Origin of the sequence: Pseudomonas fluorescens (genome assembly GCF_000802965.1) — a bacterium.
Taxonomy (GTDB): Bacteria; Pseudomonadota; Gammaproteobacteria; order Pseudomonadales; family Pseudomonadaceae; genus Aquipseudomonas; species Aquipseudomonas fluorescens_A.
On sequence record NZ_JSAK01000011.1, the window covers coordinates 33,247 to 53,685 of the forward strand.

21 protein-coding genes are annotated in these 20,439 nt (G+C 61.9%); 9 read left to right on the forward strand and 12 right to left on the reverse strand.

Annotated elements, in window-relative coordinates:
* Positions 1-71 precede the first annotated feature (71 nt).
* The 9 genes from NL64_RS10395 to nrdR all read right to left on the reverse strand — a co-directional run bounded on the left by NL64_RS10395 (position 72) and on the right by nrdR (position 6,975).
* Positions 72-809, reverse strand: a complete 738-nt coding sequence (locus tag NL64_RS10395) for a substrate-binding periplasmic protein (protein ID WP_034148043.1) — start codon at positions 807-809, stop codon at positions 72-74.
* A 38-nt stretch (positions 810-847) separates the two neighbouring features.
* Positions 848-1,351 (reverse strand): phosphatidylglycerophosphatase A family protein, encoded by a 504-nt coding sequence (locus tag NL64_RS10400; protein ID WP_034148044.1) that lies wholly within the window; start codon positions 1,349-1,351, stop codon positions 848-850.
* A complete protein-coding gene (thiL, locus tag NL64_RS10405) occupies positions 1,348-2,313 on the reverse strand; it encodes a thiamine-phosphate kinase (RefSeq protein ID WP_034148045.1) in 966 nt (321 codons plus the stop codon). The genes NL64_RS10400 and thiL overlap by 4 nt, the downstream gene beginning before the upstream one ends.
* An 18-nt stretch (positions 2,314-2,331) precedes the next feature.
* The gene (gene nusB / locus NL64_RS10410) at positions 2,332-2,832 is read right to left on the reverse strand and encodes a transcription antitermination factor NusB (RefSeq protein WP_003185935.1); all 501 of its coding nucleotides are present in this window, start codon (positions 2,830-2,832) and stop codon (positions 2,332-2,334) included.
* Positions 2,829-3,305, reverse strand: coding sequence for a 6,7-dimethyl-8-ribityllumazine synthase (ribH, locus tag NL64_RS10415; RefSeq protein WP_003228649.1), 477 nt, complete (start codon positions 3,303-3,305; stop codon positions 2,829-2,831). Before ribH ends, nusB begins: the two co-directional genes overlap by 4 nt.
* 243 nt (positions 3,306-3,548) lie before the next feature.
* Positions 3,549-4,640, reverse strand: a complete 1,092-nt coding sequence (ribBA, locus tag NL64_RS10420; RefSeq protein WP_034148046.1) for a bifunctional 3,4-dihydroxy-2-butanone-4-phosphate synthase/GTP cyclohydrolase II — start codon at positions 4,638-4,640, stop codon at positions 3,549-3,551.
* A gap of 30 nt (positions 4,641-4,670) precedes the next feature.
* A complete protein-coding gene (locus NL64_RS10425) occupies positions 4,671-5,333 on the reverse strand; it encodes a riboflavin synthase (protein WP_008033746.1) in 663 nt (220 codons plus the stop codon).
* Positions 5,334-5,380: 47 nt separating this feature from the next.
* Positions 5,381-6,514, reverse strand: coding sequence for a bifunctional diaminohydroxyphosphoribosylaminopyrimidine deaminase/5-amino-6-(5-phosphoribosylamino)uracil reductase RibD (ribD, locus tag NL64_RS10430; protein WP_034148047.1), 1,134 nt, complete (start codon positions 6,512-6,514; stop codon positions 5,381-5,383).
* Positions 6,511-6,975 (reverse strand): transcriptional regulator NrdR, encoded by a 465-nt coding sequence (gene nrdR / locus NL64_RS10435; protein WP_003228656.1) that lies wholly within the window; start codon positions 6,973-6,975, stop codon positions 6,511-6,513. The genes ribD and nrdR overlap by 4 nt, the downstream gene beginning before the upstream one ends.
* 118 nt (positions 6,976-7,093) lie before the next feature.
* Between nrdR and NL64_RS10440 the strand changes: the two genes are divergently transcribed.
* The 3 genes from NL64_RS10440 (at position 7,094) to trxA (ending at position 9,204) form a co-directional block, all read left to right on the forward strand.
* A complete protein-coding gene (locus NL64_RS10440) occupies positions 7,094-7,558 on the forward strand; it encodes a YbaY family lipoprotein (protein ID WP_034148048.1) in 465 nt (154 codons plus the stop codon).
* Positions 7,555-8,208, forward strand: a complete 654-nt coding sequence (locus NL64_RS10445; protein ID WP_034148049.1) for a class I SAM-dependent methyltransferase — start codon at positions 7,555-7,557, stop codon at positions 8,206-8,208. Before NL64_RS10440 ends, NL64_RS10445 begins: the two co-directional genes overlap by 4 nt.
* A 123-nt stretch (positions 8,209-8,331) precedes the next feature.
* The gene (trxA, locus tag NL64_RS10450) at positions 8,332-9,204 is read left to right on the forward strand and encodes a thioredoxin (RefSeq protein WP_034148050.1); all 873 of its coding nucleotides are present in this window, start codon (positions 8,332-8,334) and stop codon (positions 9,202-9,204) included.
* Positions 9,205-9,292: 88 nt separating this feature from the next.
* Here the strand turns inward: trxA and NL64_RS10455 are convergent, their stop codons facing one another.
* Positions 9,293-9,637 carry a hypothetical protein gene (locus NL64_RS10455; protein ID WP_034148051.1) on the reverse strand — a complete coding sequence of 115 codons (345 nt, stop codon included), beginning with the start codon at positions 9,635-9,637 and terminating at the stop codon, positions 9,293-9,295.
* A gap of 134 nt (positions 9,638-9,771) precedes the next feature.
* On the opposite strand from NL64_RS10455, the gene NL64_RS10460 reads away from it, so the two are divergent.
* The 5 genes from NL64_RS10460 to NL64_RS10480 all read left to right on the forward strand — a co-directional run bounded on the left by NL64_RS10460 (position 9,772) and on the right by NL64_RS10480 (position 13,922).
* Complete coding sequence (locus tag NL64_RS10460; protein ID WP_034148052.1) at positions 9,772-10,362, forward strand: DUF2796 domain-containing protein; 591 nt, start codon at positions 9,772-9,774, stop codon at positions 10,360-10,362.
* Positions 10,363-10,493: 131 nt separating this feature from the next.
* Positions 10,494-11,204, forward strand: a complete 711-nt coding sequence (locus NL64_RS10465) for an ABC transporter ATP-binding protein (protein ID WP_034148085.1) — start codon at positions 10,494-10,496, stop codon at positions 11,202-11,204.
* A gap of 1 nt (position 11,205) precedes the next feature.
* Positions 11,206-12,471, forward strand: coding sequence for an ABC transporter permease (locus NL64_RS10470; RefSeq protein WP_034148053.1), 1,266 nt, complete (start codon positions 11,206-11,208; stop codon positions 12,469-12,471).
* 11 nt (positions 12,472-12,482) lie between these two features.
* The gene (locus NL64_RS10475) at positions 12,483-13,001 is read left to right on the forward strand and encodes a DUF3299 domain-containing protein (RefSeq protein WP_034148086.1); all 519 of its coding nucleotides are present in this window, start codon (positions 12,483-12,485) and stop codon (positions 12,999-13,001) included.
* A gap of 222 nt (positions 13,002-13,223) precedes the next feature.
* Positions 13,224-13,922 (forward strand): OmpW/AlkL family protein, encoded by a 699-nt coding sequence (locus tag NL64_RS10480; RefSeq protein WP_034148054.1) that lies wholly within the window; start codon positions 13,224-13,226, stop codon positions 13,920-13,922.
* 92 nt (positions 13,923-14,014) lie between these two features.
* Here NL64_RS10480 and NL64_RS10485 read toward each other — a convergent pair whose 3' ends face one another.
* Both NL64_RS10485 and NL64_RS10490 read right to left on the reverse strand, forming a co-directional pair.
* On the reverse strand, positions 14,015-14,944 hold the full coding sequence (locus NL64_RS10485; protein WP_034148055.1) for an NAD-dependent epimerase/dehydratase family protein: 930 nt from the start codon (positions 14,942-14,944) through the stop codon (positions 14,015-14,017).
* A complete protein-coding gene (locus tag NL64_RS10490; protein WP_034148056.1) occupies positions 14,937-15,821 on the reverse strand; it encodes a sugar nucleotide-binding protein in 885 nt (294 codons plus the stop codon). The genes NL64_RS10485 and NL64_RS10490 overlap by 8 nt, the downstream gene beginning before the upstream one ends.
* A gap of 309 nt (positions 15,822-16,130) precedes the next feature.
* Here NL64_RS10490 and NL64_RS10495 point away from each other — a divergent pair, with 309 nt between their 5' ends.
* On the forward strand, positions 16,131-20,435 hold the full coding sequence (locus NL64_RS10495) for a DEAD/DEAH box helicase (RefSeq protein ID WP_034148057.1): 4,305 nt from the start codon (positions 16,131-16,133) through the stop codon (positions 20,433-20,435).
* Positions 20,436-20,439 lie beyond the last annotated feature (4 nt).

The window sequence follows — 20,439 nt, forward strand, 5'->3', positions numbered from 1 at the left end:
AACTGGACGTCCGCTATCGCGAGCAGGCTCGCTCCTACAGGGGGTAATCGCCGACGACCGTAAAATCCGTGTTAATGCTCTTCAAATGGATAGGGTTGTTTCCAGCGCTCGAAGATCGGCTTCAACTCGCCACTTTTCACCAGTTGCTCCATGCGCTGGTCGAACAACGCCATCAGCGTGCGAGCCTGCGGGGTCTTGGCAAAGCACAGATACAGCGGCAATTCGGCGATATGGGTGCGGCGCAACTGCGATGGATCCTTCGCCCGTCTGACGACGTAATCGACTTCAGTCAGTGCATCGATGTAAAAATCGGCACGATTTTGAGTCAGCATCGAGACGATGCCGGTACGCCGTAGCACTTCGTTATAGCGGCGAACGTTGGGCAGGTAATGCTGGTAGTCGTAGCCGCGGACCCAGGCCAGACGAAAATTACCCAGGGTTTCCCGGGTCGGCACCGGACTGGTGGTCAGGCCCAGGGCATAAATGTGATCGGTGTCGAAGTTCCAGCGCGGGTAAAGCAGCTCATCCGACTCGTCACGATAGGAACCGACACAGGCATCCACTTCACCACGCTCGGCCAGGCCCATGGAGCGCACGTAAGGCTCGGTGCGGATATCCAGTTTGACGCCCGCCGGCTCGAAGACTTGCCGCAGCACGTCCCAGCCCAGCCCATGACCGTCGGCAGCGGTGTAGTCTTCCCAGTCCTCGCTGGCCAGGTGAATCACCGACGGCGTCGGCGCGGCCTCCCCCGCGCAGGCAAGCGAGCAACACAACGCGAACACCATCACCATCAAACCGCGTAGAGCCATCCCTAGTTCTCCCACTTAACGCCCCAAAACCTCTCTGGTCAGGCGAAAAACCACACCAGTCCTTGCATCGCCAACCACGCAAACACCCCGGCCAGAACGTCATCGAGCATGATCCCGACGCCGCCGTGCACATGCCGGTCGACCCAGTGAATCGGCCATGGCTTGAGAATGTCGAAGAAGCGGAACACCAGGAAACCCGCGAGCAACCACTGCCAACCTTCCGGCACCAGCCACAGGGTGATCCACATCCCGACCATTTCGTCCCAGACGATGCCTTCGTGGTCGTGCACGCGCAAATCATCGGCCACCTTGCCGCACAGCCAGAAGCCAAACAGCATGGTGATGCCCAGCATCAGCCAATAGCCCCAATCGGGCAACATCTGCCACAACGGGATGAAAGGTAGCGCGACCAACGACCCCCAGGTGCCCGGTGCCTTTGGCAAGGTGCCCGAGCCGAAGCCGAACGCCAGGAAGTGCCATGGATTGCGCCAGACCGACGGCGGTACGAATTCCGCCGGGACCTGTTTGGGATGATCTGTCACGGTGTCTCCCGAAAATGTTGATAGCCCCGGCTCTGCGGGGTGATGTCTTTTCCAGCGGCGTCCAGCAGTGTCACGCCTTGCCCGCTAACGACTCGCCCGACCACATGGATTGGCCAGCCTTCAGCCAGCAACGCCGGTAACTCGCCGGACGGCAAGGTGAAGGCCAGCACGTAATCATCGCCACCACTCAGGGCCGCAATTTGTGCGCCCGACTGGCCGAGGAAGGCAACCAGCGCTTTCGACAACGGCAAGCGCTCAATGTCCACCTGAAGTCCGACCTGCGACGCGAGGGCAATGTGCCCACAGTCCGCGAGCAAGCCGTCGGAGATGTCCAGCGCCGAAGTCGCCTTGCCGCGCAATGCCTGGCCCAATCCAAGTTGCGGTTGTGGCGACCAGTAATGCGCCAGCAACGTATCGGCGATGGCCGCATCAGCGCTGCGCTCGCCCAGCACCAGTGGTAACGCGCCGGCAGCATTGCCCAGGCCGCCACCGACACACAGCAAGTCGCCTGGTTGCGCGCCGCTGCGTGTCAGTGCCTGGCCGGACGGCACTCGACCAAACACAGTCACGGTCAGGCTCAACGGCCCGCGAGTGGTGTCGCCACCCACCAATGCCACGCCGCAACTTTGCGCCATGCGATTCAAACCACGGGCGTAGGCATCCAGCCAATCGGCGGTCACCGTCGGCAAGGTCAGGGCAAGGGTAAAGGCAACGGGAGTGGCGCCCATGGCGGCCAGGTCGCTGACGGCCACGGCCAGCGAGCGCTGACCGAGCAGAAAGGGGTCGCAAGGATCTGCGAAGTGCACACCGGCCACGAGGGTGTCGGTGGAAATCGCCAACTGCTCCCCTGGGGGAACAGCCAGCAAGGCGCAGTCATCGCCGATCCCGAGGGCAACGCCTTCGCCGCCCTGCGCACAAGGCGCGGCGGCGAAGAAATTGCGGATCAGCTCAAACTCGCCCATTGCTGATTCAAACGCCAATCAGCGCTTGAACGCCTTCACTTCAGCTTCACGCAGACGCGGGGCCAGCTTGTCGAGTACACCGTTGACGAACTTGTGGCCGTCGGTGGAACCGAAGACCTTCGCCAGCTCGATACCTTCGTTGATCACAACGCGGTACGGCACGTCGACGCGCTTGAGCAGTTCCCAGGTGGACAGGCGCAAAACCGCCAGTTCAACCGGGTCCAGCTCTTCGATGGTCAAATCGAGGCAAGGCGTGAGTGCGGTGTCGATTTCGGTCTTGAACTGCGGAACCCCGTGCAGGATCTCGCGGAAGTACGCGCCATCGACATCGCTGAAATCGTTATCGACCCGGAACTGCGCTTCGATCTCGTTCAGCGATTGCTTGGCCATGTGCCATTGGTACAGCGCTTGGGTCGCGAGCTGACGAGCTTCGCGACGCTTGACGCTTTTCGATGGCTTGCCGGCGTCCGCAGGCTTTGGATCGCGCGGGTTGAAACGATCGCTTTCGTCGCTAATCACTTGGCCTCCAACTGCGCCAGCAGGCTGACCATTTCCAGAGCGGACAGGGCAGCTTCGGCACCTTTGTTACCGGCCTTGGTGCCGGAACGTTCGATGGCTTGCTCGATGGAATCAACGGTCAGGACGCCGAAAGCGACCGGAACGCCGAACTCCATGGACACCTGGGCCAGGCCCTTGGTGCATTCGCCCGCCACGTATTCGAAGTGCGGAGTACCGCCACGAATGACTGCGCCCAGGGCGATGATTGCTGCGAACTCGCCTTTCTGAGCGACTTTCTGCGCAACCAGCGGGATTTCGAAGGCGCCAGGCGCACGGATGATGGTGATGTCGCTTTCGCTCACGCCATGGCGAACCAGGGCATCAACTGCACCGCTGACCAGGCTTTCAACGACGAAGCTGTTGAAACGGCCCACTACCAAAGCGTAGCGGCCTTTAGGGGCGATGAAGGTACCTTCGATGGTCTTCAGGGTCATTCGTTAGATCTCTTAAAGAGCCGGGACGCGTCTCGTACGCGTCCCTCAGTGATATTTGAACCGCGAATACAGCGCCGGATCCCACATCGGTGTTCACTTATAAATCGTCGTGGCGAGGGAGCTTGCTCCCGCTGGCTGCGTAGCGGCCTCTTGTGGGCGCTGCGCACCCAAGCGGGAGCAAGCTCCCTCGCCACAATAAATCAAACAAGCCTTAAGTGAACAACGATGCCAAAACCCGGTGCATTATTCGGAGGGCACGTATTCTACAACTTCCAGATCGAAACCGGATATCGCATTAAATTTCATCGGTGCCGACATCAGGCGCATTTTGCGCACACCGAGGTCACGCAGGATCTGTGAACCGGCACCGACAATGCTGTAGGTGGTCGGTTTTTTCACGACCGCGTGGTCGGCGGTTTCGCGGATGTGCGCCAACAACACGTCGCCATCCAGCGGGTGACCGAGCAACAACACCACGCCACTACCGGCCTCGGCGACCGCAGCCATGGCGGCGCGCAGGCTCCAGCGGCCCGGTTGCTTGACCATCAGCAGGTCGCGCAGCGGGTCCATGTTATGCACGCGAACCAGGGTCGGCTCTTCAGCGCAGACGTTGCCCAGGGTCAGTGCCATGTGCACGTCGCCTTCCACGGAATCACGATAGGTCACCAGGTTGAATTGGCCCAGTTCGCTGTCCAGTGGCTGCTCGGCAATCCGCTGAACGGTACGTTCGTGGATCATCCGGTAGTGAATCAGGTCGGCGATGGTGCCGATCTTGATGTCGTGTTCGGCAGCGAAAGCTTCCAGTTCGGCGCGACGGGACATGGTGCCGTCGTCGTTCATCACTTCGCAGATCACGCCGCTTGGCTCGAAACCGGCCATGCGCGCCAGATCGCACGCGGCTTCAGTGTGGCCGGCGCGGGCCAGCGTACCGCCAGCCTGGGCCATCAGCGGGAAGATGTGGCCAGGGCTGACGATGTCTTCAGCCTTGGCATCACGGGCGGCGGCCGCTTGTACGGTGCGTGCGCGATCCGCGGCGGAAATGCCGGTGGTCACGCCCGTGGCGGCTTCGATCGAGACGGTGAACTTGGTGCCGAAACCGGAACCGTTGCGCGGCGCCATCAACGGCAGCTTGAGCAGTTCGCAGCGCTCGCGGCTCATCGGCATGCAGATCAGGCCACGGGCGTGCTTGGCCATGAAGTTGATGTGCTCGGGCTTGCAGCATTCGGCGGCCATGATCAGGTCGCCTTCGTTCTCGCGGTCTTCGTCATCCATGAGGATGACCATCTTGCCTTGGCGGATGTCTTCAACCAGTTCTTCGATGCTATTGAGCGCCACAAGGCACCCCCCTTCTTTCGAAATTAGAGCTCAGGATTTGAGGTAGCCGTTGGCGGCCAAAAAGCTTTCGGTAATGTTACTGGAAGTCGGCTCTGCGGCCTTGTCGCCCAACAGCAAGCGCTCCAGATAACGGGCCAGCAAGTCCACTTCCAGGTTCACCCGGCGACCCGGCTGATACGACGCCATGATGGTTTCGCTCAGGGTGTGCGGAATGATCGTCAGCAAAAACTCGGCGCCATCGACTGCGTTCACGGTCAGGCTGGTGCCGTCGACGGTGATCGAGCCTTTATGGGCGATGTACTTGGCCAGTTCTTTCGGCGCGCGGATGCGGAATTCCACGGCACGGGCGTTCTCGGTGCGGGCAACCACTTCGCCCACGCCATCGACGTGACCGCTGACCAGATGCCCGCCGAGGCGAGTGGTCGGGGTCAGGGCTTTTTCCAGATTGACCGGGCTGCCGCTTTTCAGGTCGTTCATGGCGGTGCAGTCGAGGGTTTCGCGGCTGACGTCCGCCGCAAAGCCGTTGCCCGGCAGTTCAACGGCGGTCAGGCACACGCCGTTGACCGCGATGCTGTCGCCCAGTTTGACGTCGCTCAGGTCGAGCTTGCCGGTTTCGACGTGAACCCGTACATCACCGCCCTTTGGGGTCAATGCACGAATACTGCCGATGGATTCGATGATGCCGGTAAACATGAGGTTCTCCTCGAGAACAAAGCCAGCGCTGTAGCGATGGCCGGGAATTATACGCTCGCTACTGGCACAGGAATGGCGATGACTCGCCAGTCATCGCCAACCGCACGAATTTCGGTGATTTTGAGTTCCGGCGCATCCTTCATTTGCGCGAGCGGCCAGTCCAGCAGCGGCCGCGCCGAAGAGCCCAAGAACTTGCCGGCGATGAAAATCTGGAACTCGTCCACTAACCCGAGCTGGGCAAACGCACCGGCCAGACGCGGACCGGCCTCGACCAGCACTTCGTTGACCCCACGAGCGGCAAGTTCGACCAGCAGCTGATGCAGGTCGACCTGACCGTCGTAGCCGGGCACGATCAGGCATTCCGGGCCGTTGGCATATTGCTCTTCGACTGCCACGCAGGTGGCAACCAGCGCCGGACCGGCCTTGAAAAACGGCGTATCCAGCGGCACCCGCAGGCGACCGTCGACCAGCACGCGCAGCGGCGGTCGGCTCATGGCCAGGGCGGTTTGTTCGGCGTCCAGGCCGAGTTCATCGGCGCGCACGGTCAGGCGGGCGTTGTCCGCCAGCACCGTGTCGGCGCCGGTCAACACCACGCTGGCCTGGGCGCGCAGGCGTTGAACCGCCGAACGCGCCGCCGGGCCGGTGATCCATTGGCTCTCGCCGCTTTCCATCGCCGTGCGACCGTCGAGGCTCATGGCCAACTTGACCCGCACGAACGGCAAACCGTGTTCCATGCGTTTGAGGAAGCCTTGATTGAGCTTGCGCGCCTCGCCTTCCAGCACGCCGCTTTCGGTGGCGATACCGGCCTGCTCCAGGCGTTGCAGACCACGACCGGCGACTTCCGGGTTCGGGTCCTGCATCGCCGCGACAACCCGTGCCACACCGGCATTCACCAGCGCATCGGCGCATGGCGGCGTACGGCCGTGGTGGCTGCAAGGTTCGAGAGTGACGTAAGCCGTCGCGCCCCGGGCCAATTCACCGGCGGCGCGCAAGGCATGGACTTCGGCATGGGGCTCACCGGTCCGCTCGTGCCAGCCTTCGCCGACGATCTGCCCGTCACGCACGATGACGCAACCGACCCTAGGGTTGGGGTGCGTCGTGTAATGACCTTTGCGCGCCAGTTCCAGCGCGCGGGCCATGTAATGGGCGTCGAGGATGGATTGCTCGGTGGACGTGGTCATTCTTTCACCGGTTCACGGGCCAGGCGATCGATCTCTTCGCGGAACTCGTTGAGGTCCTGGAAGCGGCGATACACCGAAGCGAAGCGGATATAGGCGACTTCATCGAGTTTTTGCAGCTCGGCCATCACCAGTTCGCCGACCACGAGGGATTTGACCTCGCGCTCGCCGGTGGCGCGCAGTTTGTGTTTGATGTGCACCAGCGACGATTCTAGACGCTCGACACTCACCGGGCGCTTTTCCAGCGCACGCTGCATGCCGGCGCGGAGTTTTTCTTCGTCGAACGGCTGGCGACTGCCGTCGGTTTTGATCAGGCGCGGCAACACCAGTTCAGCCGTCTCGAACGTCGTGAAACGCTCGCCGCAGGCCAGGCATTCACGCCGGCGGCGCACCTGTTCGCCCTCGGCGACCAGACGCGAGTCGATGACCTTGGTGTCGTTGGCACCGCAGAAGGGACAGTGCATGGTGGCAGGCAACAAAAAAAGGGAGGGCCATGGTAGCGCATCCCCGTGGCAAGACAAGCCATAGGGTTTGCGGTATACAGACTGGCTATATATGGATCACGTCTTGCCGGAGCCGCAAATGTCCCTAAGACCGCTCGTTTTGCTCAGTGTTTTCAGCCTGCTGGTGGCCTGCAGCAGCGACGCACCCAAGCCTCAGCCGCCGACCCCGGGCCCCGCGCCGGAGCAGGCACAGAAGAAAGCCAGGGAATCGGCCAACCTCGGGCCGCTGCCGGCGTATCAGCGTGAATTGAGCGGCACCTTGCAAGGCGTGCCGGCTGGTGCCGAAGTCGAGCTGGCATTGCTGGTGATCGATGAAAAAGACCGCCCGCAACAATTGCTCGCAAGTTCCAGCCTGATCGGCACCAATCAGATTCTGCCGTTCCACCTGCGCTTCAACCCGGAATCCTTTCCGGCCGGTGCCCGCGTTGAACTGCGTGGTCGCGCCAGCCAGTCCGGTCAGTTGATCCTGCATTTGCCGTCGCAAGTGATTTCCCAAGCGACCACTCAGGCGTTGGGCCAGCTGCAATTCGTCAAAGCCCCATGAGTGCACCGCTCGACCTGCAACAGGCCTTGGGTGAACTGCTGGGCGATGCACGGCTGGTAGCGTGTGAGCTGCCGGGAACCGATCTGAAGTTGTGGCTGATTGACGGCGACAACATGGACCGCGCTTTCAGCCCGGAAGAAACTCGGCGCATCCTGCATGAGCCGCCGTACTGGAGTTTCTGTTGGGCCAGCGGTTTGGCGGTGGCGCGTTATCTCGCCGAGTTCCCGGAGTGGGTCAAAGGCAAACGGGTGCTGGATTTCGGTGCCGGTTCCGGCGTCGCGGGAATTGCCGCGGCCAAGGCTGGCGCACGGGAAGTGGTGGCCTGCGACCTCGACCCGCTGGCGATTGCCGCGTGTCGGGCGAATGCTGAACTCAATGACGTGCAGTTCACCTACTCGAGCGACTTTTTCGCCGAAGCCGATCGCTTTGATCTGATCCTGGTGGCCGATGTCTTGTACGACCGGGCAAACCTGCCGTTACTCGATGAATTCTTGAGTCGTGGCAAGGAAGCCTTGGTGGCCGATTCGCGGGTGAGGGATTTTCGCCATCCGCTGTATCGGCGCATTGAAATGCTCGAAGCGATGACCTTGCCGGATCTGGCCGAGCCGGAAGAGTTTCGGCATGTGAGCCTCTACCACGCAATCCGGTAAAAGATCGCAGCCTGCGGCAGCGCCTACAGGGGAACACGGTTTAACCTGTAGGAGCTGCCGAAGGCTGCGATCTTTTGCGCCACGCCTTATAGTGCATCTATCCACGCTTTTACGAGATTGCCCATGAGTCAGGAAACGCCGTACATCTTCGACGCCACGACTGCCGATTTCGACCAGTCGGTGATCGAGAACTCTTTCCACAAACCGGTGCTGGTGGATTTCTGGGCCGAATGGTGTGCGCCGTGCAAAGTGCTGATGCCGATGCTGCAGACCATCGCCGAGAGCTATCAGGGCGAATTGCTGCTGGCCAAGGTCAACTGCGACATCGAACAAGACATCGTCGCTCGTTTCGGCATTCGCAGCCTGCCGACCGTGGTGTTGTTCAAGGATGGTCAGCCGGTCGACGGTTTTGCCGGTGCACAACCGGAATCGGCCGTGCGGGCGCTGCTTGAGCCACACGTGCAAATGCCACCACCGGCCGCCGCCGATCCGTTCGAACAGGCCCAGGCGCTGTTCGACGACAGTCGTTTTGCCGACGCCGAAGCCATCCTCAAAGTGCTGCTGGGCGAAGACAACACCAACGCCAAGGCGCTAATCCTCTATGCGCGCTGCCTCACCGAGCGTGGCGAACTGGACGAAGCGCAAGCCGTGCTCGACGCGGTCAAGAGTGATGAACACAAGGCTGCATTGGCCGGTGCCAAGGCGCAGATCAAGTTTCTTGGCCAGGCCAAGGACTTGCCGGACGCCGCCGATTTGAAAGCGCGTTTGGCAAAAAATCCGCAGGACGATGAAGCGGTCTATCAACTGGCGGTTCAGCAACTGGCCCGTCAGCAGTACGACGCCGCGCTGGATGGCCTGCTCAAGCTGTTCGTCCGCAACCGCAGCTACAGCGAAGGCTTGCCGCACAAGACTTTGCTGCAGGTCTTCGAATTGCTGGGTAACGATCACCCGTTGGTGACCACGTACCGTCGCAAGTTGTTTGCTGCGCTTTATTAAAAGAGCAAAAGATCGCAGCCTGCGGCAGCTCCTACAGGGGTATGCGTTCCTCCTGTAGGAGCTGCCGCAGGCTGCGATCTTTTGCGGTTTATTCGATCCAGCGGTAAAGCGGCGTATCTGCGCCGCTTTCCACCTTCACATCCGGGCTATGGCGCAAACGCACCAACAGGCGTTTTCCCGCCGCCGCGCTGCCGGTCAACCCTTCCAGTTGTTCGAGCAAATCCGGCCCACTCAACTGCCCCGCCTTGCGCAGCAAATCCCTGGCGATCTGCCACGGTGCATCATCCTGATTCAGCGGCCTGGGTGCCGGCGTCGCAGTGACTTCGGTTTTTTCCACCTGCAACTGCGCGCCGAGCCGCGCCCAGTCGGCGTCATCCATTTCCAGGGTCAAATCCACCGGCCAGTCGCCGATGCTTCCGCGAATTCGCAACATAGGTCTGCTCCTGCACATTTCTGACTTGCATGCTCCCATGGGACTTGTGCAACGCCAAGCAGACGGTCAAACTCTCCGCACTTACGTTATAAGATTACATAACAATCTTTTCATTTTACTTCCGGAGATTCCTCATGCGCCGTCTGCTGCTCGCTTTGCCATTTGCCTTGTTGCCGCTGGCCGTCGCACACGCGGCTGACGAGCATGATCATGATCACGACCATGAGCACGGCAGCCTCAGCGCTCACGAACATGGCGTGGGTCGCCTGAACGCGGCGCTGGACGGTCAGACTTTAGAGCTGGAACTGGAAAGCCCGGCAATGAACCTGGTGGGCTTCGAACATGCCGCCACCAGCGATGCCGACAAAGCCAAAGTCGCCGCCGTTCGCGCTCAACTCGAAAAACCGCTGGCGCTGTTCAACCTGCCAACAGCCGCCGGTTGCGTGGTGGCGAGCCAGGAACTGGAAAGCCCGCTGTTCGGCGGCAAACCGGATGCCGATGACGATCATGACGAAGACGCCAAGGACGAGCATCACCACGACCACAGCGAAATCCACGCCCACTACCACTTCACCTGCGCCACGCCGGGTGCGCTGAAAACCCTGGATCTGGCGAATATTTTCAACACTTTCCCGGCCACCCAAAAAATTCAGCTACAACTGATCGGCCCGAGCGGGCAGCAAGGGGTTGAAGTGACATCGAAGGCTGCTGCCCTCAAATTCTGAAATCACCCTATCCCGTAGGAACCGGCTTGCTGGCGATGAACGATAACGCGGTTCAATTTACAGGCCGCGTCGTAGCCATCGCCAGCAAACCGGCTCCTACACAGGTCATCAACATTTATGAAATCGGCGCTATGACCCAAGCACTCATCGAATTGTCCGACCTGGGGTTCAGTTGGCCCGGTCACCCGCCGTTGCTGGACATTCCGGCGTTTCGCCTGGAACCGGGGGAAACCCTGTTCCTCAAAGGCCCCAGCGGCAGCGGCAAGACCACCCTGCTCGGCCTGCTCGGCGGCGTGCAGAAGCCCAATCGCGGCAGCATTCGCCTGCTCGGCCAGGAACTGACCGAACTCTCCGCCGGTGCCCGCGATCACTTTCGCGTCGACCACACCGGCTACATTTTCCAGCAGTTCAATTTGCTGCCGTTTCTGTCGGTGCGTGAAAACGTCGAACTGCCATGCCACTTCTCCAAGTTGCGGGCGAAACGGGCGATCCAGCGCCACGGCAGCGTCGATCAGGCCGCCGCCACCCTGCTTGCGCATTTAGGCCTGAAAGATGAAAGCATCCTCAGCCGCCGCGCCGATTCGTTGTCCATCGGCCAACAGCAACGGGTCGCCGCCGCACGCGCATTGATCGGTCAGCCAGAATTGGTGATTGCCGATGAACCGACTTCGGCCCTGGATTACGACGCCCGCGAAAACTTCATTCGCCTGCTGTTCGCCGAATGCCGCGACGCCGGGTCGAGCCTGTTGTTTGTCAGCCATGACCAGAGCCTCGCGCCGCTGTTCGACCGCCACCTGTCGCTGGCCGAACTCAATCGCGCCGCCACCCCGTCCGAGGTCTGAGATGTATTTGTTTCGTCTAGCCATGGCCAGCCTGGCTAACCGCCGCTTCACCGCGATCCTCACCGCATTCGCCATCGCCCTTTCGGTCTGCCTGCTATTGGCCGTGGAACGCGTGCGCACCGAGGCCAAGGCCAGTTTTGCCAGCACCATCAGCGGCACCGACCTGATCGTCGGCGCCCGTTCCGGTTCGGTCAACCTGCTGCTGTACTCGGTGTTCCGCATCGGCAACGCCACCAACAACATCCGCTGGGACAGCTTCGAACACTTCGCCAACAACCCGAAAGTGAAGTGGGCGATCCCGATGTCCCTCGGCGATTCCCATCGCGGTTATCGCGTGATGGGTACCACCGAAGCCTACTTCGAGCATTACCAATACGGCCGCCAGCAACACCTGGAACTGGCCGATGGCCGCGCCTTCGCCACCGATCCGTTTGAAGTGGTACTCGGTGCAGAAGTGGCCGAGGCGCTGCACTACAAGCTCGGCGAAAAACTGGTGCTGGCCCACGGCGTGGCGGCGATCAGCCTGGTCAAGCACGACGACAAACCGTTCACCGTGGTCGGTATTCTCAAACGCACCGGCACGCCGGTAGATCGCACGTTACACATCAGCCTCGGCGGCATGGAAGCGATTCACATCGACTGGCACAACGGCGTTCCGGCCCGTGGCGAGGGCCGAGTCAGCGCCGATCAGGCGCGCAACATGGACCTGACGCCGCAGGCGATCACCGCGTTCATGCTCGGCCTCAACAGCAAGATTTCGACCTTCGCCTTGCAGCGCGAAATCAACGAATTCCGTGGCGAACCGATGTTGGCGATCCTGCCGGGCGTGGCGCTGCAAGAGTTGTGGAGTTTGATGAGCACGGCGGAAAAAGCCTTGTTCGTGGTGTCGTTGTTTGTGGTGTTGACCGGGTTGATTGGCATGCTCACGGCGATCCTAACCAGCCTCAACGAACGTCGGCGCGAGATGGCAATTCTGCGTTCGGTCGGCGCGCGGCCGTGGCATGTTGCGACGCTGCTGGTGCTAGAGGCGTTCGCCCTGGCACTGTCCGGCGTGGTCGCCGGAGTTGCCCTGCTTTACGTGGGCATCGCCGCCGCCCAGGGTTATGTGCAAGCCAATTACGGCCTGTTTTTACCGCTGGCCTGGCCCAGCGAATATGAATGGACGCTGCTCGGTGGCATCCTGATCGCCGCGCTGCTGATGGGCAGCGTGCCGGCCTGGCGCGCGTATCGCCAATCCCTGGCCGATGGCCTGTCGATCCGTTTATGAGGATGTTGAAAATGCCCCGCGCTCTGCTTGCGCTGTTGATGCTGGTCGCCCTGCCCCTGTGGGCGGCCGAGCCGAAAGAGCTGACCTGGTCGGAAATGATCCCGCCGGATGCCCCGGCGGAAGTGCCGAACATGACACCGTTGCATGACATGTCGAAAATGAGTGACGCCCTGTCCGCCGAGTCGGCGCCAGCGGCCCGGCAGGACATGCCCAACGCGCCGGTGGTCAAGGCGCTCGATGGGAAGAACATTCGTCTGCCGGGATACATCGTGCCGCTGGAAGTGAGCGAGGAAGGTCGCACCACCGAGTTCCTGCTGGTGCCGTATTTCGGCGCTTGCATCCATGTGCCGCCACCGCCGTCGAACCAGATCGTGCACGTCAAAAGCGAAGTCGGCGTGAAGCTCGACGAGTTGTATCAGCCGTACTGGATCGAAGGCGCGATGCAGGTCAAACCGTCCACCAGCGAACTCGCGGACGCCGGGTATCAGATGGAGGCGGACAAGATTTATGTGTATGAACTGCCGGAGTAATTCCGGGCGTTACGAAATGTTTGATCTATAGTCATCGCGAGCCGGCTCGCTCCCATGGGGAATCGCATTTCCCTTGTGGGAACGAGCCGGCTTGCGATGAGGCCATTGAAAACACCACAAAAACCACAGCCATCACGATTTCATTGAGCTGCATCAAAAGATCGAATCGTTAGCCGCCTTATTATTGGTCATCGAACATTTTTAACGTCCTCTGGAGCTCCCATGAACAAGTCCTTGCTCGGCGCCTCGCTGGTAGCGCTAGCGCTTGCAGCCCCGTTCGCCCACGCCCACGAAGCCGGTGACCTCATCCTTCGTGCCGGTGCAATTACCGTCAACCCGGAAGCCGACAGTTCCTCGGTCAAGGTCGATCAGGGTCCGCTGAGCGGCGCCGACCTGGGTGGCAAGGCGACCATGAGCAGCGACACTCAGCTGGGTTTGAACGTTGCCTACATGATCACCAACAACTGGGGGATCGAGTTGCTCGCGGCCACGCCGTTCGAGCATGACGTCAAACTCAAGGGCACCTCCCTTGGTGCGGCCAACGGCAAACTCGGCACGCTGAAACACCTGCCACCGACCCTCAGCGTTGTGTACTACCCGCTGGATTCCAAATCCGACTTTCAGCCGTACGTCGGCGCCGGTATCAACTACACGTACATCTACGACGAGCATGTCGGCAGCGAAGCCCAGGCCAAAGGCTGGAGCAACTTCAAGGCAGAAAACTCCTGGGGCATGGCGTTCCAGGTTGGTGCGGACTACATGATCACCGACCACATCATGCTCAACGCCCAGGTGCGCTACATCGACATCGACACCCGTGCGACCGCGGAAAACGACGCGGTCGCACCCGGCACACGCGCCCGCGTCAATGTGGATGTCGACCCGTTCATCTACATGGTGGGGTTGGGTTACAAGTTCTAAAGAACATTCACGTGGTGGTGAATTGATCGTTCCATGCTCTGTGGTCGGGAACGATCAGCAACAAAAAAAGGCGCCTCAACAGGCGCCTTTTTCTATTGGCCCAATAACCGCGCCAGCCCGACACTCATCGGCGTCTGCTGCGGACGGTCGAAGCGTTCCAGCAAGCGCCGGTTGTCCGCCCGTGAATGACGGATGTCACCGGAGCGCGCCGGGCCGTAGCTCACGGGCGGCAGTTTGCCGACCACGACTTCAAGGACTGCCAGCATTTGCTTGAGGTTGGTCGCCTGGTTCCAGCCGACGTTGACCGCGCCCTCTTCCACCTGAGTTTTCTCGATGGCCTGCACCAGCAAGTCGACCAGATCCTCGACGTAGACAAAATCCCGCGTCTGTTCACCGTCACCGAACACGGTGATCGGCAGACCTTTCTGCGCGCGTTCGCTGAAAATGCTGATCACCCCGGAGTACGGCGAGGACGGATCCTGGCGCGGCCCGAAGATGTTGAAGAAGCGGAAAATCACCGGTTCCAGGGCATGCTGGCGCCGATAGAAATCGAAGTACTGCTCGCTGGCCAGTTTGTCCGACGCGTAAGGCGTCAACGGTGCCTTGGGCGTGTCTTCGTTGATCGACTCGCCTTCACCATTATTGCCATAGACCGCCGCGCTGGAAGCAAACAGCACGCGTTTGACGCCGGTCTGGCGCATGGCTTCGCAGACATTCAGCGAGCCAATGAAATTGCTTTGATGGGTCTTCACCGGGTCGTCCACCGAAGCCTGCACCGAGGCCACTGCCGCCAGGTGCGCCACGGCGCTGCAACCGAGCATCGCTTGGGCAACCAACGCGGCATCGGCAACGTCGCCGACGATCAGTTCGACCTTGGGATTGTCCAGCGGCAGATTGCTGCGCTTGCCGGTCGACAGGTCATCGAGAATCCGCACCGAATGGCCCTTGGCAAGCAACGCGTCGGTCAGGTGCGAACCAATGAAACCGGCACCGCCAGTGATTAAAACGGGGCGGTCAGCCATGACGATAGAACCTGTCCAGTAAGCCGGGAAGCGCCGCACGCCAGGCGCGTGGCTTGATCCCGAAGGTGTGCAGAATTTTCTTGCAGGCCAGCACCGCGTGTTGCGGTTCTTCGGCGGCGTCCGGCCGCGCGGCATGGGCCTGGGCGGTCGGGGCTTCGATGGCCAGCGGATGCAGGGCGCGCGCTTCGGTGAGGATCGCCTGACCCAACGCCAGCGGCGTCGTCGCCTCATGCCCGGCGTAGTGATAGGTGCCCCACAACGGCGCGGCGCAGTCGAGTTGCTTGAGTACCGAAATAATCACCCGGGCGGCGTCATCCACCGGGGTCGGATTGCCGCGACGATCGTCGGCCATCAGCAGCTCTTCCGGATTTTCCGCCCGGCCGAGGAAGCGCCCAAGGGTGCCGTCGGGGCTGTCATCGAGCAGCCAGCCGAAACGCAGCAGTACGTGTTGCGGACACGTGGCGCGTACGCTCTGTTCGATCCGCCACAAGGCCTGACCGCGCAGGCCCAGCGGCACTGGCTCGTCTTTTTCGCTGTAGGCGGTCGCGCGGGAACCGTCGAACACGCGATAACTCGACGGTTGCAGCAGAACGATGTTGTGGTGCTGGCACAGTTCGGCCAGGCGCTCGATCGCCCGCTCCTGCCCGGCCAGACGCTGTTCGCTGACCGCCTCGGCCTGGAACCAGTCGAAGTAGTAGGCGAGGTTGATCAACGCGTCCGGGCGGGTGTCGTCGAGCAGTTGCGTCAGGCTCGCGGCATCCCAGCCGTCTTGGGGTGGGCGGGGGGCGAGGAAACCGATGTCTTCCTCCGCACCGAGGCGAATCAGCGCCTGCCCAAGGGCATTTCCGCCGCCCAGTAACATAAGGCGCATTCGCATAGAGTCAGCAGGCCCAATCTGATTGAAACAATGGCTTTGTCGACAACGCTTGCGGGCGCTGTCGTCGATAGATGCCGGAATCGTTGCATTTTGCGGGTTTAGTGCGCAACCGTCATCCGTAAAGTGTAGATGTGCGGGATTTCAATGCAGCCCCAGTGGCGAGGGAGCTTGCTCCCGTTCGACTGCGAAGCAGTCGCCAACAATTTGGGGCCGCTTCGCAGCCCAGCGGGAGCAAGCTCCCTCGCCACAGGGGCTGTGACAACCGAGCGGTACTTGCAACTTCCCCGCCCCACCCGCATAAATCAGCACATGAACCTGCCCATCCCCGCAGACAGTGCCCTGACAGGCTTCCACCCCGCCGTCAGCGCCTGGTTCAGCAAGACCTTCGCGACGGTGACCGCCGCCCAGGCCCGGGCGTGGCCGTTGATCCGGCAGCGCCGTTCGACCCTGATCGCCGCGCCCACCGGATCCGGCAAGACGCTTACCGCGTTCCTCGCCGTGATTGACGACTTGGTCCATCGAGGCCTGGAGCACCCTGAAGGTTTACCTGACGAGACCCTGGTGGTCTACGTCTCGCCGCTCAAGGCGCTGTCCAACGACATCCGCATCAACCTGCAAAATCCATTGGCCGGCATCACCGAGCAATTGCACGCCATGGGCCTGCCGCCCTTGCAGATCACCACCGCCGTGCGCACCGGCGACACGCCGCAAAAAGACCGCTCGGCGATGCGCAAAACAGCGCCGCATATTCTGGTCACCACCCCGGAATCGCTCTACGTGCTGCTCGGCTCCGACTCCGGACGGCAAATGCTCAAGACCACGCGCACGGTGATCGTCGATGAAATCCACGCCATCGCCGCCAGCAAACGCGGCAGTCACCTGGCCCTGAGCCTCGAACGCCTGCAGGCGCTGTGTACTGAGCCGTTGGTGCGCATCGGGCTGTCGGCCACGCAAAAACCCATCGAAGCGGTCTCTCGATTTCTGGTTGGTCGTGATCGCCCCTGCGAGATCATCGACATCGGCCACGCCCGCCCGCGAGACCTGGGCATCGAAGTGCCGCCCGTGCCGCTGTCGGCGGTGATGGCCAACGATGTCTGGGAACTGGTCTACAACCGCCTCGCCGCCCTCGCCCGCGAACACCGCACCACGCTGATTTTCGTCAACACCCGACGCCTCGCCGAACGCTTGAGCCGACACTTGAGCGAACGCCTCGGCAAGGACGCCGTGGGCGCGCACCACGGCAGTCTGGCCAAGGAGATTCGCCTGGACGCCGAGCAGCGACTCAAGCGCGGCGAACTGCAAGTGCTGATCGCCACGGCGTCGCTGGAACTGGGCATCGATATTGGCGATGTCGATTTGGTTTGCCAGATTGCCTCACCGCGCTCTATTGCTGGGTTTCTGCAACGAGTCGGTCGCTCCGGGCACCAGGTCGGTGGCACGCCCAAGGGCCGCTTGTTCGCCACCACCCGCGACGATCTGATCGAATGCGCTGCCCTGCTCGACTGCGTGCGTCGGGGCGAACTCGACACGCTGCTGATTCCCGAAGCGCCGCTGGACGTGCTGGCGCAACAGATCATCGCTGAAGTCAGTTGCCGGGAGTGGTCGGAGGACGCGTTGCTCGCACTGTTCCGTCAGGCTTCACCCTACGCCGCGCTCGACGAAAAGCACTATCAAGCGCTGCTACAGATGCTCGCCGAAGGCTACAACGGGCGCCAGGGTGTCCGCAGCGCGTACCTGCACCGCGACGCCGTCAGCAGTACCCTGCGCGGTCGTCGGGGTGCCAAATTGACCGCCGTGACCAGCGGCGGGACCATTCCGGACAACGCCGATTACAGCGTACTGCTGGAGCCGCAAGCGTTGAACATCGGCAGCGTCAACGAAGATTTTGCCGTTGAAAGCATTGCCGGCGATGTGTTCCAGCTGGGCAATACCTCGTACCGGATCCTGCGGGTCGAAACCGGCAAGGTTCGAGTCGAAGATGCCCACGGTCAGCCACCGACCATTCCATTCTGGCTCGGCGAAGCGCCGGGGCGCAGTGCCGAACTGTCATTTGCCGTGGCCCGCTTGCAAGCGCAGCTTGATGAACTGCTCGGTGCCACGCCGGGCAACTTGCAGCCCAGCCTCGACTGGCTGACCGACACCCTCGGTTTGAACCTGGCCAGCGCCGAACAACTGGTCGAATACCTCGCCCGTGCGCGCCAGACCCTCGGCGCCCTGCCCTCACAAGACACGCTGCTGATGGAGCGGTTTTTCGACGAGTCCGGTGGTACGCAACTGATCATCCACAGCCCGTTCGGCAGCCGCATCAACCGCGCCTGGGGCCTGGCTCTGCGCAAGCGTTTTTGCCGCACCTTCAACTTCGAATTGCAGGCCGCCGCCAGCGAGGACGCCATCGTCCTGTCGCTGTCCACCAGCCACAGTTTTGAACTGGATGACGTCTGGCGTTACCTGCACAGCAACAGCGCCGAGCACACGCTGATCCAGGCCGTGCTCGATGCGCCGCTGTTCGGTGTGCGCTGGCGCTGGAATGCCGGCGTGGCCCTGGCGTTGCCGCGTTATACCGGCGGGCGCAAAGTTGCGCCGCAGATCCAACGGATGAAAAGCGAGGACCTGATCGCCAGTGTGTTTCCCGATCAGATTGCCTGCGTGGAAAACCTCGTCGGCGAACGGGAAGTTCCCGACCACCCGCTGGTGGAGCAAACCCTCGACGATTGCCTGCACGAAGCGATGGACAGCGAAGGCTGGCTGACCTTGTTGCGGCGCATGGAGCGTGGTGAGGTGCGGTTGATCAGCCGCGACCTGCCCGCGCCTTCGCCACTGGCGGCGGAAATTCTCAGCGCCCGGCCCTACACCTTTCTTGACGACGCGCCGCTGGAAGAGCGCCGGACCCAAGCCGTTATCAACCGGCGCTGGAGCGATCCACAGTCCACCGACGACCTCGGAGCACTGGACGCCGAGGCGATTGCCGCCGTGGGCGAAGAAGCATGGCCGGCACCAGGTAGCGTCGACGAAATGCACGAGGCGTTGATGAGCCTGGCCTGCATCACCGAGGCCGAAGCCAGCGCCAACGCCGGTTGGCTCGATTGGTTAAATGCCCTGGCCGACAGCGGCCGTGCCTGTCGCATCAATCACTCACTTTGGCTGGCGCGGGAACGACTGACCTGCCTGCGGGCGATTTATCCACAGGCCATTTTTTCGCCGCCGCTGGAGGCGTTGCCGGGATTCGATGAAGCTTGGCAAGCAGACGACGCCGTACTCGAAGTAATTCGCGCCCGGCTCAGCGCGTTTGGTCCCCTGCGACTGCCGGCGATTGCCGAACCGCTGCTATTGCCGACGACACAAGTCACCCACGCACTGGCGCATCTGGAGCGCGAAGGTTATGTATTGCGCGGCCGCTTCACGCCGGGCAGCCATGAAGATGAATGGTGCGAACGGCATCTGCTGGCGCGGATTCACCGCTACACAGTCAAGCGCCTGCGCCGGGAAATCGAGCCGGTGGCGTTGCAGGATTTCATGCGTTTTCTGTTCGACTGGCAGCACTTGTCCAGCGCCACCCGCGGCCAGGGCAACGCGGTGTTGCCGGCGATCATCGCGCAGTTCGAAGGCTACCCCGCCGCCGCGTCGGCCTGGGACAGCGACGTCCTGCCAGCGCGTCTCAAGGATTATTCGCCGACCTGGCTGGACGAGCTGTGCCGCAGCGGCAAACTGGTCTGGACTCGGCTCACTGCGCGCAACAAAAGCACCGGCACGGCCCTGCGCAGCACGCCGATTCTGTTGTTGCCGCGCAATCGGGTCGGGCTCTGGAGCGACTTGACCGAACAGACGCCAGTCAGCGAACTGTCGCCGAAAACACAAAAGGTCCACGCCGCGCTCAGCCAACACGGCGCGCTGTTTTTCGATGAGTTGATTCACGAGGCGCATCTGCTGCGCGCGGAACTGGAAATCGCCTTGCAGGAATTGGTGGGCGCCGGGCTGGTGAATGCCGACAGCTTCGCCGGCCTGCGGGCGCTGATCACGCCGGCCAGCAAGCGCCAGCAGCGCAGTAGCCGACGTGGGCGCGGCGCGTTTGTCGGCGGCATGGACGATGCCGGGCGCTGGGCGCTGTTGCGACGTGGTGTTGGCGCGCCGGTTGTGGATAACCAACGTCCGGCGCCCACGCCTGCCGAGACCCTGGAACACATCGCCATGACGCTGCTGCGCCGCTACGGCGTAGTGTTCTGGCGCTTGCTGGAGCGCGAGGCGGACTGGCTGCCGAGCTGGCGGGAATTGCTGCGTACCTTCCATCGGTTGGAAGCCCGGGGAGAAATTCGCGGCGGGCGGTTTGTCAGTGGTTTGGCGGGCGAGCAGTTCGCGTTGCCCGAGGCGATTCCACTGCTACGCGAGGTACGGCGTCGACCCCATGACGGGAGCTTGATCGCGGTGTGCGGGGTCGATCCGCTGAACCTCGCCGGCACGCTGTTACCCGGCGTGAAAGTGCCGGCGCTGGCGAGTAATCGGCTGGTGTATCGCGATGGTTTGCCGGCGGCTGGGCAGATTGCGGGTCAGCCGTATTTTTGGCTGGAACTGGATCAGCAGGCCAGTGCTGAAGTACACAGCAAACTGATCCGGCATTGATGTT

Coding starts and splice junctions, on each gene's coding strand:
- NL64_RS10480 (WP_034148054.1), top strand. CDS start 13,224: ATGAACAAGTCCTTGCTCGGCGCCTCGCTGGTAGCGCTAGCGCTTGCA.
- trxA (WP_034148050.1), top strand. CDS start 8,332: ATGAGTCAGGAAACGCCGTACATCTTCGACGCCACGACTGCCGATTTC.
- NL64_RS10395 (WP_034148043.1), bottom strand. CDS start 809: ATGGCTCTACGCGGTTTGATGGTGATGGTGTTCGCGTTGTGTTGCTCG.
- NL64_RS10445 (WP_034148049.1), top strand. CDS start 7,555: ATGAGTGCACCGCTCGACCTGCAACAGGCCTTGGGTGAACTGCTGGGC.
- NL64_RS10495 (WP_034148057.1), top strand. CDS start 16,131: ATGAACCTGCCCATCCCCGCAGACAGTGCCCTGACAGGCTTCCACCCC.
- thiL (WP_034148045.1), bottom strand. CDS start 2,313: ATGGGCGAGTTTGAGCTGATCCGCAATTTCTTCGCCGCCGCGCCTTGT.
- NL64_RS10475 (WP_034148086.1), top strand. CDS start 12,483: ATGCCCCGCGCTCTGCTTGCGCTGTTGATGCTGGTCGCCCTGCCCCTG.
- NL64_RS10460 (WP_034148052.1), top strand. CDS start 9,772: ATGCGCCGTCTGCTGCTCGCTTTGCCATTTGCCTTGTTGCCGCTGGCC.
- NL64_RS10490 (WP_034148056.1), bottom strand. CDS start 15,821: ATGCGAATGCGCCTTATGTTACTGGGCGGCGGAAATGCCCTTGGGCAG.
- NL64_RS10465 (WP_034148085.1), top strand. CDS start 10,494: ATGACCCAAGCACTCATCGAATTGTCCGACCTGGGGTTCAGTTGGCCC.
- NL64_RS10455 (WP_034148051.1), bottom strand. CDS start 9,637: ATGTTGCGAATTCGCGGAAGCATCGGCGACTGGCCGGTGGATTTGACC.
- NL64_RS10425 (WP_008033746.1), bottom strand. CDS start 5,333: ATGTTTACCGGCATCATCGAATCCATCGGCAGTATTCGTGCATTGACC.
- NL64_RS10470 (WP_034148053.1), top strand. CDS start 11,206: ATGTATTTGTTTCGTCTAGCCATGGCCAGCCTGGCTAACCGCCGCTTC.
- NL64_RS10440 (WP_034148048.1), top strand. CDS start 7,094: ATGTCCCTAAGACCGCTCGTTTTGCTCAGTGTTTTCAGCCTGCTGGTG.
- ribD (WP_034148047.1), bottom strand. CDS start 6,514: ATGACCACGTCCACCGAGCAATCCATCCTCGACGCCCATTACATGGCC.
- NL64_RS10485 (WP_034148055.1), bottom strand. CDS start 14,944: ATGGCTGACCGCCCCGTTTTAATCACTGGCGGTGCCGGTTTCATTGGT.
- nrdR (WP_003228656.1), bottom strand. CDS start 6,975: ATGCACTGTCCCTTCTGCGGTGCCAACGACACCAAGGTCATCGACTCG.
- ribH (WP_003228649.1), bottom strand. CDS start 3,305: ATGACCCTGAAGACCATCGAAGGTACCTTCATCGCCCCTAAAGGCCGC.